The sequence below is a fragment of the Bacillus sp. LQ01 genome (assembly GCF_057624735.1).
Genome location: NZ_JBYEZL010000005.1, coordinates 193,816 through 208,334 on the forward strand (window position 1 = coordinate 193,816; position 14,519 = coordinate 208,334).

At 35.8% G+C, this 14,519-nt stretch carries 12 protein-coding genes; 2 read left to right on the top strand and 10 right to left on the bottom strand.

Annotated elements, in window-relative coordinates:
- Positions 1 to 20: 20 nt before the first annotated feature.
- The 6 genes from AC22L0_RS25255 to iolG all read right to left on the bottom strand — a co-directional run bounded on the left by AC22L0_RS25255 (position 21) and on the right by iolG (position 7,813).
- Entirely contained in the window at positions 21 to 908 is an 888-nt protein-coding gene (locus tag AC22L0_RS25255; RefSeq protein WP_087965396.1) for a class II fructose-bisphosphate aldolase, read from the bottom strand.
- Positions 909 to 1,036: 128 nt separating this feature from the next.
- A complete protein-coding gene (iolE, locus tag AC22L0_RS25260; protein WP_087965394.1) occupies positions 1,037 to 1,933 on the bottom strand; it encodes a myo-inosose-2 dehydratase in 897 nt (298 codons plus the stop codon).
- Between the two features lie 122 nt (positions 1,934 to 2,055).
- On the bottom strand, positions 2,056 to 3,990 hold the full coding sequence (gene iolD / locus AC22L0_RS25265) for a 3D-(3,5/4)-trihydroxycyclohexane-1,2-dione acylhydrolase (decyclizing) (RefSeq protein WP_087965392.1): 1,935 nt from the start codon (positions 3,988 to 3,990) through the stop codon (positions 2,056 to 2,058).
- Positions 3,991 to 4,144: 154 nt separating this feature from the next.
- Positions 4,145 to 5,608 (bottom strand): CoA-acylating methylmalonate-semialdehyde dehydrogenase, encoded by a 1,464-nt coding sequence (locus tag AC22L0_RS25270; RefSeq protein WP_087965390.1) that lies wholly within the window; start codon positions 5,606 to 5,608, stop codon positions 4,145 to 4,147.
- Positions 5,609 to 5,685: 77 nt separating this feature from the next.
- On the bottom strand, positions 5,686 to 6,684 hold the full coding sequence (iolC, locus tag AC22L0_RS25275) for a 5-dehydro-2-deoxygluconokinase (RefSeq protein ID WP_087965388.1): 999 nt from the start codon (positions 6,682 to 6,684) through the stop codon (positions 5,686 to 5,688).
- 103 nt (positions 6,685 to 6,787) lie between these two features.
- Positions 6,788 to 7,813 (bottom strand): inositol 2-dehydrogenase, encoded by a 1,026-nt coding sequence (gene iolG, locus AC22L0_RS25280; RefSeq protein ID WP_087965385.1) that lies wholly within the window; start codon positions 7,811 to 7,813, stop codon positions 6,788 to 6,790.
- Positions 7,814 to 8,306: 493 nt separating this feature from the next.
- Here iolG and AC22L0_RS25285 point away from each other — a divergent pair, with 493 nt between their 5' ends.
- A complete protein-coding gene (locus AC22L0_RS25285; RefSeq protein WP_087965383.1) occupies positions 8,307 to 9,587 on the top strand; it encodes an MFS transporter in 1,281 nt (426 codons plus the stop codon).
- 86 nt (positions 9,588 to 9,673) lie between these two features.
- Here the strand turns inward: AC22L0_RS25285 and AC22L0_RS25290 are convergent, their stop codons facing one another.
- Positions 9,674 to 10,678, bottom strand: coding sequence for a LacI family DNA-binding transcriptional regulator (locus AC22L0_RS25290; protein ID WP_087965381.1), 1,005 nt, complete (start codon positions 10,676 to 10,678; stop codon positions 9,674 to 9,676).
- A gap of 1,365 nt (positions 10,679 to 12,043) precedes the next feature.
- On the opposite strand from AC22L0_RS25290, the gene AC22L0_RS25295 reads away from it, so the two are divergent.
- Positions 12,044 to 12,340 (top strand): hypothetical protein, encoded by a 297-nt coding sequence (locus tag AC22L0_RS25295; protein ID WP_061402286.1) that lies wholly within the window; start codon positions 12,044 to 12,046, stop codon positions 12,338 to 12,340.
- Between the two features lie 98 nt (positions 12,341 to 12,438).
- On the opposite strand, the gene AC22L0_RS25300 is transcribed toward AC22L0_RS25295, so the two are convergent.
- The 3 genes from AC22L0_RS25300 to AC22L0_RS25310 all read right to left on the bottom strand — a co-directional run bounded on the left by AC22L0_RS25300 (position 12,439) and on the right by AC22L0_RS25310 (position 14,460).
- Complete coding sequence (locus AC22L0_RS25300; protein WP_003258988.1) at positions 12,439 to 12,675, bottom strand: IS3 family transposase; 237 nt, start codon at positions 12,673 to 12,675, stop codon at positions 12,439 to 12,441.
- The gene (locus AC22L0_RS25305) at positions 12,585 to 12,794 is read right to left on the bottom strand and encodes a hypothetical protein (protein WP_087965379.1); all 210 of its coding nucleotides are present in this window, start codon (positions 12,792 to 12,794) and stop codon (positions 12,585 to 12,587) included. The genes AC22L0_RS25300 and AC22L0_RS25305 overlap by 91 nt, the downstream gene beginning before the upstream one ends.
- Positions 12,795 to 13,347: 553 nt before the next feature.
- Entirely contained in the window at positions 13,348 to 14,460 is a 1,113-nt protein-coding gene (locus tag AC22L0_RS25310; protein ID WP_487272513.1) for an RNA-guided endonuclease TnpB family protein, read from the bottom strand.
- Positions 14,461 to 14,519 lie beyond the last annotated feature (59 nt).

Below are 14,519 nucleotides of genomic sequence, written 5' to 3' on the forward strand. Positions count from 1 at the left end.
ATCTTTGTCAGCTAACTAAATTATGAGTTCCTTCTATTAATTAATGAAGAAACCTTTTCTGGTTGTGCTTTGTTTTCACTTCCGAAAATGAGCATATGATTTTTAACGTTTTCGTATGCGGCCTCAATTACATCTTGATGATACATAAAGTAATCTGAATAAGGAGTATTTAGGACAGCAGTGTTAACCGTAGAAACTATATTCTGAAACGTCGCTGTTGCTACATTAATTTTTCGAACACCATGTTGAATACATTGCTTGAAATCCTCTGGGCTAATGCCAGACCCACCATGTAATACTAAAGGAATATCGACTATCCCATTAATCTCCTGCAAGCGGTCTAATCGTAAATCAGGGTCTCCATTGTACATACCATGCGCATTTCCAATTGCAACAGCTAACGCATCTACGTCCGTTTCTTCTGCAAATCTTTTTGCTTCTGTAGTGCTTGTCAGCAACATTTCAATATCTTCTGATCCGTCCTCACTACCACCTACTCTGCCAATCTCAGCTTCTACTGTCGCTCCATACTGTTTCGCAAGCTCTACAATTTCTTTTGTCTTTTGTATATTTTCCTCTAACGGATAGTGCGAGCCATCAAACATAACCGAACTAAAACCAATTTCTAACGTCTCTTTAATCTTTTCAAATGTCATACCGTGATCAAAGTGAACTGCTACTGGAACAGTTGCTTTTTTCGCTGCAGTTACCATCAAAGGACCAATCAGATGAATTGGCGAATGATTCAAACGAACTTCCGCAATTTGTAGAATAAGCGGCGAACTTAACTCTTCAGCTGCTCGAATAGCTCCCATTACCATTTCCATATTAGCGACACTAAAAGCTCCAACCCCATAATTCTCTTGATCTGCTTTAATTAAAATATCTTTCATTTGAACTAATGGCATTACATACTCCCCTATTTCAATATTATTTATTAAATGTAAAACCAACCTTCACGTCTTTTTACCCCTTTTGTAAGAAGACAGGTTGATTACCATACCATTTACTTAGGGATAATCTTAAAATGCTTAAATTACAAACCTGCTTTTTCTTGTATAAATTTTCGAGCTTTTAATGCGTATTCAAAAGGATTCGCTAAAGCTGGGTCTTGCTCTGCTTCTACCACAAACCATCCTTTATACTCAGAGTTCGCAAGGGTATTAAACACTTCATCAAATACAATTACGCCATCTCCGGGAACTGTAAATGCACCATTCTTCACTGCCTGTAAGAAGCTTAAATTGTTTTCCTTTACAGCATCTACTACTTCCTGGCGAATATCTTTTAAATGTACATGTTTAATACGAGGTAAATATTTTTTCAAAATATAAAGCGGCTCTTCTCCTGAAAAAACAAGATGACCTGTATCAAAAAGTAGGAATACAAGCTCTGGATTCGTCATATCCATTAACTTTTCAATTTCTGCCGTTGTTTGAACACCCGTACCCATATGGTGATGGTATACAATATGTAGCCCCTTTTCCTGAGCTAATTTACCGAGTTGATGTAACCCATCTGCTAGCTTATCCCACTCTTCTTCTGTAAAAACGGGTTTATTTCGAAATAGTGGTACATCCATTAAACCTTGAATACTATGTCCTTGCTCTGAAACAACGATGACTTTTGCACCCATATCATGCAAGAAATCTCTATGCTTAATAAATTCTTCTACCGTCTCTTCAATCGGCTTCGTTGTTAAAAACGTACTAAACCATGCACTAGCAATCTCCAAGTTTCGTAATTCCAAAGATTTTTTTAATACAACTGTATTTCTCGGGTATTTATTACCTACTTCACTTCCATTAAATCCAGCTAGTGCCATCTCACTAATACATTGTTCAAACGTATTTTCTGCTCCTAGCTCCGGCATATCATCATTTGTCCAAGCAATTGGTGCAATTCCAAGCTTAATTGTATTTTCTTTAAACATCCCCTTATCTCTCCTCTTTGCAAAATGTTATAGAATCTTGCCAAGTTCACTTAACTGTTCGTTAAAAAGAGAACTTCCTAGACAATATGCATGTAGATAAAAAGCTCTCTTTGTGTCCTAATCTAATATGATCTTGCCTTTTGCAAGTTACTTACTTTACTCTCATACGAAGCTTGTACACTTGGACTATTAGATACTTCTGCAACACCTACATGCCACCATGAATCGTATCCATTGGTCATTGTTTTTGGTAATACTTTAATATCAATTAATGTAGAAACTGTTTGTTTTTTCGCATCCTTAAGCGCTTCCTGTAATTGTTCTATAGATGTAACATGATACGTTTTTACACCATATCCAGCCGCGCTAGCTGCAAAATCAATTTTCATAATAGACCCGTTTAATTTACGTGTTTCTTGGTTTCGGTAGCGAAATTCTGTTCCAAAGCTGCCCATACCGTTGCCCATTTGTAAGTTATTAATGCAGCCAAATCCGGAGTTATCAAACAATAAGACGTTAATTTTTTTATTTTCTTGAAGACTTGTGACAAGCTCAGAATGAAGCATTTGATAACTGCCATCCCCTACCATTGCATATACTTCCTTCGATGGTTCAGCTAGTTTTGCACCAAGTGCACCTGCAACCTCATAGCCCATGCAAGAGTACCCATACTCCATGTGATAGGTATTAGGTTTTCTTGCTGCCCACATTCTTTGTAAATCACCTGGAAGACTTCCTGCTGCACCAACAATAATTGCATCTTCATCAAGTAATGTATTGATTTGTCCAATGACCGCAGTCTGTGTTAATTCTGTACCAAGTGCGTCTACATATTCATTTAAATCCTCATCAAAATGACCTTCAACTTCTGGTTTAAAATCTTGGCTTGTAAAGCGAATGTTATGCAAACGTGCTAATTCTGTTTCCCAAGCCTCTTTTGCATCAGCGATTTCTACTGTGTAACTAGATTGATACTCAATTACTTGCAGTTCATCTATTAAAGCAAGAAGCGCTTCTTTCGCATCCGCTATAACCTTCAATGCATCAAGTTTGTTCGCATGGAATTCCGAAATGTTGATGTTTAAAAACTCAACCTCTTTATTCTGGAACAATTGCTTAGATGCCGTTGTAAAATCAGTAAATCTTGTCCCAATCCCAATAACAAGATCGGCTTCCTTTGCAATTGTATTAGCTGCTAAATTTCCAGTTACCCCAATACCGCCAAGATTATATGGATTATTGCTTTCTATTGCGCTTTTCCCAGCTTGCGTTTCTCCAAATGGAATGCGGAATGTTTCAGCAAACTGTTTGAGTTCCTCTGCCGCTTCTGCGTATCTTACACCACCACCGCAAATCATAATTGGCTTTTTCTTTCTCTTAATCATTTCAACCGCATCCGCTAAGCTGGCTTTTGTAGGTAGGCGACGTTCAATACGGTGAACACGCTTTTGGAAGAAGTACGTCGGAAAATCCCAAGCTTCCCCTTGGACGTCTTGTGGTAAACAAATTGTTACAGCACCTGTATCTGCCGGATTCGTTAAAACACGTATGGCTTGAATCATAGCTGTCATCAATTGCTCAGGACGATTCACCCGGTCCCAATACTTACTTACCGCACGGAAAGCATCATTCGTAGAAATAGATAAGTCATGCGTTTGTTCAATTTGTTGAAGAACAGGATCAGGTTGTCTCGTTGCAAATACATCACCTGGAAGCAGTAAAACGGGAATATTATTTGCAGAAGCTGTTGCTGCAGAGGTAATCATATTTGCTGATCCAGGACCAACTGAAGAAGTACATGCCATAATTTGTTTTCTATGTTTTTGTTTTGCAAAAGCCATTGCAGCATTTGCCATCCCTTGTTCATTTCTCCCTTGATATACTTCTAATTCCCCTGCGTCTTCTTCTAAAGCTTGACCTAGGCCTACTACATTCCCATGACCAAAAATCGTAAAGATTCCCTTAATAAATTTTTGTTGCTTTCCATCAAACTCTACGTATTGCTGATTCAAAAATTTCACCAAAGCTTGCGCCGTCGTCATTCTAACAGTTTGCATATTGTTTGCTCCTTTCTATCTCTATCAGTCATTCTGCATATGAAAAAGGAGTATCAGGAATTTGATAGACTCCTAATACTTCCTTCTTATGTTTTACTACTTCCGTTACTTTCGCTTACAAGCACCTAGAGAGATTCTACTTCTCTCTTCATGATTACTTTTCCCAACGAGATGTAAGCATTTTCTTTCTCGTATAAAACTCAACGCCGTCAGTACCGTTCGCATGAAGATCTCCATAGAAAGAATCTTTCCAGCCAGAGAACGGGAAGAATGCCATCGGTGCTGGAACCCCAACATTCACACCTAACATACCTGATTCAATGGTTTCACGGAATTGACGTACACTTGCTCCGCTATCTGTATAAATGCAAGCACCATTTGCAAAGCGAGATTCATTCGCAATTTCAATCGCTTCATCTAATGATTTCACACGAACAATGGATAAAACAGGAGCAAAAATCTCATCTTGCCAGATTTTCATTTCTTTTGTAACATGGTCAAAAATTGTTGGACCAACGAAGTAACCAGCTCCTTTTACAGCTGTATCTTCGCGTCCATCACGAACTAATGTAGCACCCTGTTCTACACCGGAATCGATGTAACCAATTGTGCGCTCTTTATGGTTATCACGAATAACTGGTCCTAAAAATACATCTTCATCAAGACCATTTCCGATGACAATTTTATTAGCTTCTTCTACCAATCTATCAACTAATTGATCTGCAATTTCTTCTTCTACTGTAACAACAGAAGCAGCCATACAACGCTCACCAGCTGAACCGAATGCAGCACTAATAATTTGCTTTGTTGCTAGCTCAAGATTCGCATCATTTAATACAATGGAATGGTTTTTCGCACCCGCTAATGCTTGCACGCGTTTTAAGTTTTCTGTTCCTTTTTTGTATACATATTCTGCGACAGGCTGAGAACCTACAAATGAAATTGCCTTCACTAATTTATGTTCCAGAAGACCATTTACTACATCGTGTGCGCCATTTACGATATTTAATACACCTTTAGGTAAACCAGCTTCTTCAGCTAATTCAGCTAATTTTGCCGCTAGAAGTGGCGTGCGCTCTGAAGGTTTTAACACAAATGTATTACCGCAAGCAATCGCAAGTGGGAACATCCAGCATGGAACCATCATTGGGAAGTTAAAAGGTGTAATCCCGCCTATAACACCAATTGGGTAACGATACATACCAGACTCAATACCTGTCGCAATATCAGGAAGCTGTTTTCCCATCATTAATGTAGGAGCACCTGCAGCAAACTCCACGCACTCAATACCACGAAGAACTTCACCGTAAGCTTCGTTATAGCTTTTTCCGTTTTCAATCGTAATAAGTTTCGCTAACTCTTCCCAGTTATCTACTAATAATTGTTGATATTTAAATAGAATACGAGCACGTTTTGGCACAGCTGTTTTGGACCAAGATTTGAATGCTTCATTTGCTGCTAATACAGCTTGTTCAACATCTACTTTTGTTGAAAGTGGTACCTGGGCGATTACTTCCCCTGTTGCTGGATTATATACAGCTTCCATCTTAGTTGAAATAGATTCTACCCATTCGCCGCCAATGTAGTTTTTTACAATTTGTGCTGTTTGTACTGTCATATTCATTCTCTCCCTTTTATGTAATGTAGAAGCGTACATAAGATACGCACTTACTTGATTACTCATTTATGATGTTTTTATACAATTTCCTCAGCCGTTTCCATGAATGCTGAAATCTCTGCCCTTGTTGGCATTGCATCAGAACAGCTATGTTTTGAAATAACAATTGAAGCAGAAGCACCACCTAATCGCATCGCTTGAGGAATCTCAAGTCCTTGCATTAGGCCATAAATAAACGCAGAAGCATACGAGTCGCCAGCTCCAAACGTCTTTAATACCTTTGTTTTAAAGATACCGCCTCGGTGTGATTGGCCGTCTCTCGTATAAGCGATTGAACCATCCCCGCCGTGCTTAATTACGACGATTTTCGCATGATGAGAAAACCACCTTTCAGCTGTAACTTGGTCATTAGATTGTTCGTAGTTTAATAGTTTTTCCATCATATCGAACTCTTCACGCGTCCCAATAATGACATCAGATTTTTCAGCCGCTAGATTGTAATACACAGCCGTTTCAGCCTCTGATTGCCATGTATACGGGCGGTAATCAACATCAAAAAATACGACTACATCATGTTTACGCGCATATTCTAGCGCTAAAAATACCGCCTCGCGAGAAGGACTTTTCGCTAAAGCTGTTCCTGAAATTAAGAGAGCTTTTGATTGTTTAATATAGTCCTCAGAAACTTCTGTTGGATCAAGATTTAAATCTGCGACATTGTCGCGATACATTAAAATACTGCAATCTTCAGGGCTTTTAATTTCTGTGAAAGCTAAACCTGTCACTGCACCAGTACGATCAATAGATATCTGATCTGTATTAATATTGTTATCCTTTAGGTACCCTGTAATAAAACGGCCCATTTGATCATCGGACACTTTACCGATAAATCCTGTTTGTAAGCCAAGACGCGCCGCACCAATTGCGATATTCGCAGGAGATCCCCCCACATACTTAGTAAACGTTCTTGTTTCTTCCATAGGACGTTGTGTTTCATTGGCATTTAAATCAACGCATAAACGTCCAACTGCAATTAGGTCTAATGGACAATCTTCTTTAAAAATAAGTGGATTCATTATTTCTACCTCCCATGCTTTATGAAAGAGTGAATGATATGGTTCATATTTTTATAAACCTAATATTCATAACTCTTTATCTATCTATAAGTAAGCACTCTCTTTATTGATTTAATGCAGGCTGTTTATGTTCAATTTGAACGGGTTTTCCTGTTAGCAAAGATTCCTTCGCAGCTTTCGCAATTCGCTCTGCTTGTAATCCATCATTACCACTGCAAATAACAGCTTGTCCTTCTATAATTGACTTTGTAAATTGTGTTACTTCCTCAATGTAAGCTTGCGTGTAGCGCTCTAAGAAGAAATAAAGCGGCTTGTCTTTTACAACACCTTCTGTTTTTGAAACTTGTACTGTTGTCGGACAGCAATTATCCGCAGCGACCGCGCCTTTTTCACCAAACACTTCAACACGCTGATCATATCCATAAACAGCTTGACGGCTATTATCAATTACCCCTAAAGCTCCATTTGCAAATTTTAATGTGACAATTGCAGTATCAACATCATTTACTTCCTGAATGGATGGATCAATTAATGTTGTGCCATATGCAAATACTTCAACGACTTCACTATTTATCACATAACGAGCCATATCAAAATCATGAATCATCATATCCATAAACAATCCACCTGAAGAACGAACATACTCTATACTTGGTGGTTGTGGATCGCGTGACGTAATTTTTAAAATATGTGGGTGTCCTACTTCTCCTTGTTGAATAAGATCATAGACTTTCCTGAAGTTTGGATCAAAGCGACGATTAAATCCTACTTGAAGAGATACTCCCTGTTCTTTTACCACTTCTAATGCTTCTAATGTTTCTTCTACTGAGAAACTAACAGGCTTTTCACAGAAAATATGTTTTTTCGCAAGAGCCGCTTCTTTAATAATTTGCGCATGTGTATTTGTTGGTGAACATATAAAGACGGCATCAATTTCTGGATCTGCTAATAAATCCTGGTAGTTTGGAGTCAGAGTGGAAATCCCTTTATCCTCAGCCCACTTTTCTAGATGACTAATCACTACATCTGAAACCGCTTTAATTTTTACTTGTGGCATAAGCTGCAAGTTATCAACATGCAGTTTCCCAATTCGTCCAGCCCCAATAATTCCAATCGTTAAAACATTCATATGATTTCTCCCTCTTTATTTAAATTTAAGAAAAAAATGAAAGTCTATAAGGTTTAGCCTAATAATTTTAGTTAAGCGCTTTCCTTATTTTTCTTCATTATACACACTTGATTCTAAATTGAAAACATTTTTATTTTTTTGAATACTTACCTTTTCATCCGAATTTTAAGTTCCTTCAATAAACGTATTACATAAAAATAAAGAATAATAATTAGAAATAAATAATCTAAAAAGCTATAAATATATTCTTTTAAAATACTGATATAACAAAGAAAACGAAGCCTTTTAAAGGCTAAACTCCCATCTATAAGGTATTCCTTTCTTTTCATACTCATTATTATTTTATTGTCCAATAAGTAAATAGAACGTCCCTATAAATGAAAGTTGTAAATTGTCAAAAAATTTCATTGACGACCCTATAATGTAAGCGTATACTTTTTTTATCAAAAAGAATTAAGCGCTTAACCAAAAATAACTTATCGGTGGTGGGAGAATGAACACTATTAGTTCAAACAAAACATTTATGGACAGGATTGGGATCCCTTCTAATTTAACTTGGGGATATATAGGGATTATTGTTTTTATGATTGGGGACGGTTTAGAACAGGGATGGTTATCCCCTTATCTCGTTGAAAAAGGATTAACGCTAGAACATGCTGCATTTTTGTTTACTATTTACGGTATTACTGTATCTGCTTCTTCTTGGTTTTCAGGGGTATTTGTACAAATGTGGGGACCAAGAAAAGTCATGACGTTTGGTTTAGTATCATTCATTTTAGGTTCAATCGGGTTCATAGGTATAGGAATTCAACATATGAATTATCCCGTAATATTAATTTGTTATGCCCTACGAGGGTTCGGTTATCCTTTATTTGCTTATTCTTTTCTAGTTTGGGTATCTTACAGTACTCCTCAGCAAATGCTTTCAAGAGCAGTTGGCTGGTTCTGGTTCGTATTCCAGCTAGGGCTTAGTGTTATAGGAGCCTTTTATTCTAGCTATATGGTTCCGAAAATCGGAGAAATCGCTACATTATGGAGCGCTTTAATTTTTGTTGTCATTGGGGGATTGTTCTCAATTGTTGTAAATAAGGACAGATTTAAAGCACAAACCGTAAGCGCTAACAAATCAAGTGAGTTACTAAAAGGCATTACCATCGCATTTGAAAATCCTAAGGTTGGTATAGGCGGTATTGTAAAAATTATAAATTCGGCCGCTCAGTTTGGATTTGTTGTTTTCCTGCCTACTTATATGATGAAATATAATTTTACGATGACTGAATGGCTTCAAATTTGGGGTACTCTATTCTTTGTAAATATGGTGTTTAATATTATTTTTGGTATTGTTGGAGACAAGTTTGGTTGGGTAAATACAATTAAATGGTTCGGAGGAGTCGGTTGCGGAATTGTAACTCTTGCACTCTATTATGTACCTCAAATGGTGGGGCATAATTATTGGGCTATATTATTTGTTGCCTGTTGCTACGGAGCAACACTCGCCGGTTATGTACCTCTTACAGCTTTAGTTCCATCTTTATCTCCTGAAAATAAAGGAGCTGCAATGTCTGTCTTAAATTTAGGTTCAGGATTATCAGCATTTGTTGGACCATTAGTAGTAACTGCCTTCATCGGTCCTTTAGGTGTTGGCGGCGTGATGTGGATCTTTGCTGGTTTGTATTTCTTTGGTGCATTTTTAACTCATTTCCTTACTATTCCAAAGGAAAATGAGATGGAACAGGATTTAAATACGAAAAGCGGTGAGCAATTCTCTGTATAAATCCTATATATAAAAGAAGGTCATCGTAACTATACTTAGTTACGATGACCTTCTTTTTGTTACATTCAAGTAGGATATCAAAAATGCTAACATGTAATATCCTTTACTGATGATCGCTCTACTAATTGAGGAATAATAGTAATTTTTTGCTTAGCATGTTCCTTCATTTCCATCGTTTTTAAGAGTTGTTCAAACGTACAAGCTGCCATTTGTGTAATTGGCTGTTCAATCGTCGTTAACCCAGGATCTGCAATCTCAGCATAGATTGTATTATCAAATCCGATAATTGATAAATCTTCCGGAATCGAAAGCCCTTGTTTTCTTGCTTCATTTAATAGGCATATAGCAATCAAATCTGTACAAGCAAAAACCGCTGTGGGTCTGTTAGGTATATTAAGTAACTCTTTACTTGCACGTTTGCTATCTTCCACATTCGAATAGCAGCTAATTATAGCATCATCATCTAATGAAATCTCTGAATCTGTAAGAGCTTGTTTGAAACCAGTCAATCTCCCTAAGCTACTTTTTCTATCCTTCTCCATCATAATCGTTAAAGATGTATGGCCTTTCTGTGTTAGATAACTCCCAGCTAGATAGCCTCCCCTCATATCATCAGTTGTCACAACATGAGTCGTGATGGAAGGATGATCTACAGTGAATAAAACAAGTGGCAAATCTCGATTCACGATTTTTTTAACAAGTTTATAATCATTTAGTTCCGTCGCAATTATAATGCCATCTACTTGCTTTTTAAATAATAAATCAATATACTCGTGCTCACGTTTTGTTTGATGGTCTGTACTACATAAAATGAGTGTATACCCTGATTCTCGTGCACTATTTTCAAAAGCTCTTGCTACTTCTGCAAAAAAAGGATTTGAGATATCTGGGACAAGTACCCCAATCGTATATGTTTTTTTACCTGTTAACGCTGCTGCTACACTACTTGGCTGGTAATCTAGTTCATCCATTACCTGATTTACTTTGTTTATTGTTTTTTCACTAATACGTCCAGTTTGATTAATTACTTTGGATACAGTTGCAATTGATACACCTGCTTTTTCCGCAACATCATAAATTGTTGGTTTCACTTTAATTATCCCTTCTTAATCATCTTTTTCTATATTTTATCATAAAAATATTTTGCTTCTTTGTACACAAAAGGAATTCTTTTAAAATTTGTAAGTATTTCTACCTTTTAGCGTATTGCTTCATATTTAAGAATTAATCAACCTTGATGATACACCGGTAGAAAAATATTTGACTGATTTACTTATCATAGACATTTAATATCCATATGCAAGGCTCATTACAACCTAAGCATGCAGGAACGTTTATGTTTTTCTGCCATTTACAACACTTCATTGTAATTTCTAATTAATTATTGTAATTCCTAATATTAAGATGTAAAATAACATTATCTTATATGCGCTTAAGATAGATCGGAATAAGAAAAGGAACCCTTCTGGGTTCCTTTTTCTATGTAAAATAAAAAGCATTCTATTTAAGTGCTCTGTGCTCTTATTTTTTCTATATGATACTAATTCCTACTACCATAAGGAAACCTAATACAATACATACTAACCCTACTAATATTGAAAACTCTGGTAACCCAAAATGCCCAAGTATCATACATAGAATTAAGGCTATAGGATATACAAAGACTTCTTTCCAATTTATCCATTCATTTAGGGGAAATAGTTATACGATGATTAAAACTCCTAATACAATTAAAACAACACACTTTCTTCAAATTCAATCCTTTTTGCTTATCCTTTTATTGTCTCGATAATTGAAACTATTCATTTCCCCTAGAGCTGAGCAGTTAGTTCATTCTAACTGCTCTTTTTATTTTTTATCGTCACCCTTCCATTGTACCTCCATATGTTGTATAGAAATATCTCCTTCTAAATTATCATTGATGCCTCTTTCAAGTCCTAATACACACCTTAAAAAGAGCACTTTTAAAAAGTGCTCTTTTTACTTTGCATGTCACTCATCCTACAATGAATTGAGATTTTAACCTACGAATAATTTATGGAATTATTTCCAATACTAAGAATAGATTGGTAACAGCCAATCTGTATCCATGATGAATCTCTGATTTTCTTGAATTCTCCCTGAGGCAAGGCGGCTATTTTTAATAGCCGTCTTTCTTGTATGAATTATAAATATTTGCACATACTATTAACGGAATGGTTGAATCATTGTCATTGAAAATGTTCAGCACTTCCGCTCCTTAAGAGAACAGTCTACGCAACTGTTCTCTTTCCTATTTCCTTTTTTCACGCATATAATCTGACAAGCATTATTAACTCTAACTCCCCTACAATCAATCGCATTGCAACATTCTCAATATTTCCTCAACAAATTCTCAATATTTTTCATGGACAACAGCACACTTTCTCAACAGTTTTAATATCTTAATATTAAATACTGAAAGGAGATGTTGAAAAATGACTTGGTTCATTATTTTAGGGTTTATGCTTATTTTAATAATAAGCGGTTTTCGTGCACATAGTATTCATATCATTTTCAAAATAGGTTCAGATACAAAAGCTGTGCCAAGTTGGTCTTTCGTTAATAAAATAAATTTCCAGACATTAAAAGAATTAATAAAAGGACTAAATAAGGATAAACTTAAAATCCTTACAATAGGAGAACTTGTTATTCCTTTAAGTTTCTTTAATAGATTATTTAGCAAAACATTAATTTTTCTATTCCTATTCTTTTACTCTCAATACTTAAACTAACGTAATATGAGATAAGTTAAAGAATAACAATCACTGATTGTAGCAAGCCAACTTTCGATTGCCTATAATGAATTGGACCTGAAGAATTAAACAAAAAATTAAGCGGCTGTTTGAATGTGAGTCCGGTATTGTACTGGACTCATTCCTTTTAACTGTACTTTGATTTTTTTGCGATTGTAATGAACATTATACTTATCTAATACTATCTTAATATGTTCCATACCTTCAAATTTTGTAAGATAAGTTACTTTTGCTTTGTCTTGTTCTGTAATTCCATCTCTTTTTGAACGAAGTCCTTTAACTTCTTTAAATAATCGACTTCCATACGTAAACATTCATTTTCATCTTTTAATGCCTCTATCATCCCTTCAATAGATGCATTAACTAACTTTGATTTTGTATTTGTATTTCCCCATAGTTGGATCCTCTTTCTTCTTTTATATAGGAAATCCATGTCTTTTAAATCATATATTCCCCTTCATCTACGAACTATTTCAATGAATTCCTTAACAAAAACTATTCATTTATTTCCTTTGTTTTTAATCTATTTCTAAATATTTCAGATCAACCCATTGAAAAATCCCCCTATATTCATTCCATATTCCTCACTCCTAAATGAATCGTAGTACATATTATCCTCAATACATTTATAGGTTTTTATAGGATTTTTAACAAAATCTTCTTACATTTAAATAGAAATAACACTTTATTCTGTCAACTCCATCTATATTGATAAATATAAAAAAACAAATTTATTTGACATTTCAATGACTCATAACAGGAAAATATATACATTAAATGAAACCTGATATATCTTTAATTTGTAAGTTGTAGTTAGTTAGCCAACTTTCCATACAATTTAATAATGTGAACTACCCGCCACTTAACGTCCTAACGGACTGTTTGAAGTGGGGGCTTCTCGGTTAGTCGTTACTTTTGGTAGCTAACGAATTCGTCCTAAGACAGCCGAGCTAACTCCCTTGTTCCAAGGGTTATTTTATTGCTATCTATGCTAACGCCAATAGACGTATTGCTTCATTTTTGATATTGATAGCTGCGTTATAATCTCTATCGAGATTTACACCACATATACAAGAATAGACTCGCTCAGACAATGACACATTTTTCACATTTCCACAACTGCTACATGTTTTTGTGGAAGGAAACCATTTGTCTATTTTCACAAGCTGTTTGCCTTGTTCATTTAGTTTATAAGCTAAGAAAGAAGTGAACATACCCCAAGCATTATCAGCGACGCTTTTTCCAAAATGAAGTGCTTGCGATATTCCCTTCATATTTAAATCTTCAATAGCTACAACATCAAAATGAGTAGCTAACTCTTTAGACTTATGATGAAGGAAGTTCTTACGTTGGTTTGCTACTTTTTCATGCAGCTTAGCTACACGGATACGTTGTTTATTCCAACGCCCTGAACCTTTTGTACGTCTTGATAATACTCGTTGAGCCTTTACTAATCGGTCTAACATTTCACGATAGAACTTAGGATAATTGGCTCTCTCATCCTCAGAACTGACGTATAATTGATCCATCGCAAAGTCTAATCCAACAACTGTTTCTACTTCTTTTTGTAAGATCTCTTTTTCGTATTCAGTCAAAATGGACACATAGTATTTACCAGTAGGTGTCATAGAAATCGTACATGACTTGATTATATGGTCTTGTGGTATTTCTCTATGCTGTTTGATACGTACCATTTTCAGTTTTGGTAATTTGATATGACCGTTAAGCAACATAATATTTCCGTTCACTACATTCGTTGTATAAGACTTTCTGTCTTTTTTGCTTTTGAATGTTGGGAAGTCATTTTGACCACGAAAGAAATTTTTATAGGCAGTTTGCAAGTTTAGTTGAGCATTTGCCAAAGCTAATGAATCAACTTCTTTTAACCACTCAAATTCTGCTTTGTATTTCGCAGGAGTGGGAAGCTTTTGTTTCTTTAGTTGATCCGTATCATCTTTATGTTTTTCATACGCTTCTTTCCGTTCAGCTAACATTCTATTATAAACGAAACGTACACAACCGAAGGTTTTACGCATAAGATGTGCTTGGTCTTCTGTTGGATACAAACGGAATTTATATGCTTTATTCTGCTTTGTCATATCATTTCACCTCACTTTTCACTTTGATTTTCAATATATGTTTTTACTACGTCTATTGG

Excerpts from the sequence above, each read along its gene's own strand:
- AC22L0_RS25255 (WP_087965396.1), bottom strand. The coding sequence starts at position 908 with ATGCCATTAGTTCAAATGAAAGATATTTTAATTAAAGCAGATCAAGAG.
- iolE (WP_087965394.1), bottom strand. The coding sequence starts at position 1,933 with ATGTTTAAAGAAAATACAATTAAGCTTGGAATTGCACCAATTGCTTGG.
- iolD (WP_087965392.1), bottom strand. The coding sequence starts at position 3,990 with ATGCAAACTGTTAGAATGACGACGGCGCAAGCTTTGGTGAAATTTTTG.
- AC22L0_RS25270 (WP_087965390.1), bottom strand. The coding sequence starts at position 5,608 with ATGACAGTACAAACAGCACAAATTGTAAAAAACTACATTGGCGGCGAA.
- iolC (WP_087965388.1), bottom strand. The coding sequence starts at position 6,684 with ATGAATCCACTTATTTTTAAAGAAGATTGTCCATTAGACCTAATTGCA.
- iolG (WP_087965385.1), bottom strand. The coding sequence starts at position 7,813 with ATGAATGTTTTAACGATTGGAATTATTGGGGCTGGACGAATTGGGAAA.
- AC22L0_RS25285 (WP_087965383.1), top strand. The coding sequence starts at position 8,307 with ATGAACACTATTAGTTCAAACAAAACATTTATGGACAGGATTGGGATC.
- AC22L0_RS25295 (WP_061402286.1), top strand. The coding sequence starts at position 12,044 with ATGACTTGGTTCATTATTTTAGGGTTTATGCTTATTTTAATAATAAGC.
- AC22L0_RS25300 (WP_003258988.1), bottom strand. The coding sequence starts at position 12,675 with ATGTTTACGTATGGAAGTCGATTATTTAAAGAAGTTAAAGGACTTCGT.
- AC22L0_RS25305 (WP_087965379.1), bottom strand. The coding sequence starts at position 12,794 with ATGGATTTCCTATATAAAAGAAGAAAGAGGATCCAACTATGGGGAAAT.
- AC22L0_RS25310 (WP_487272513.1), bottom strand. The coding sequence starts at position 14,460 with ATGACAAAGCAGAATAAAGCATATAAATTCCGTTTGTATCCAACAGAA.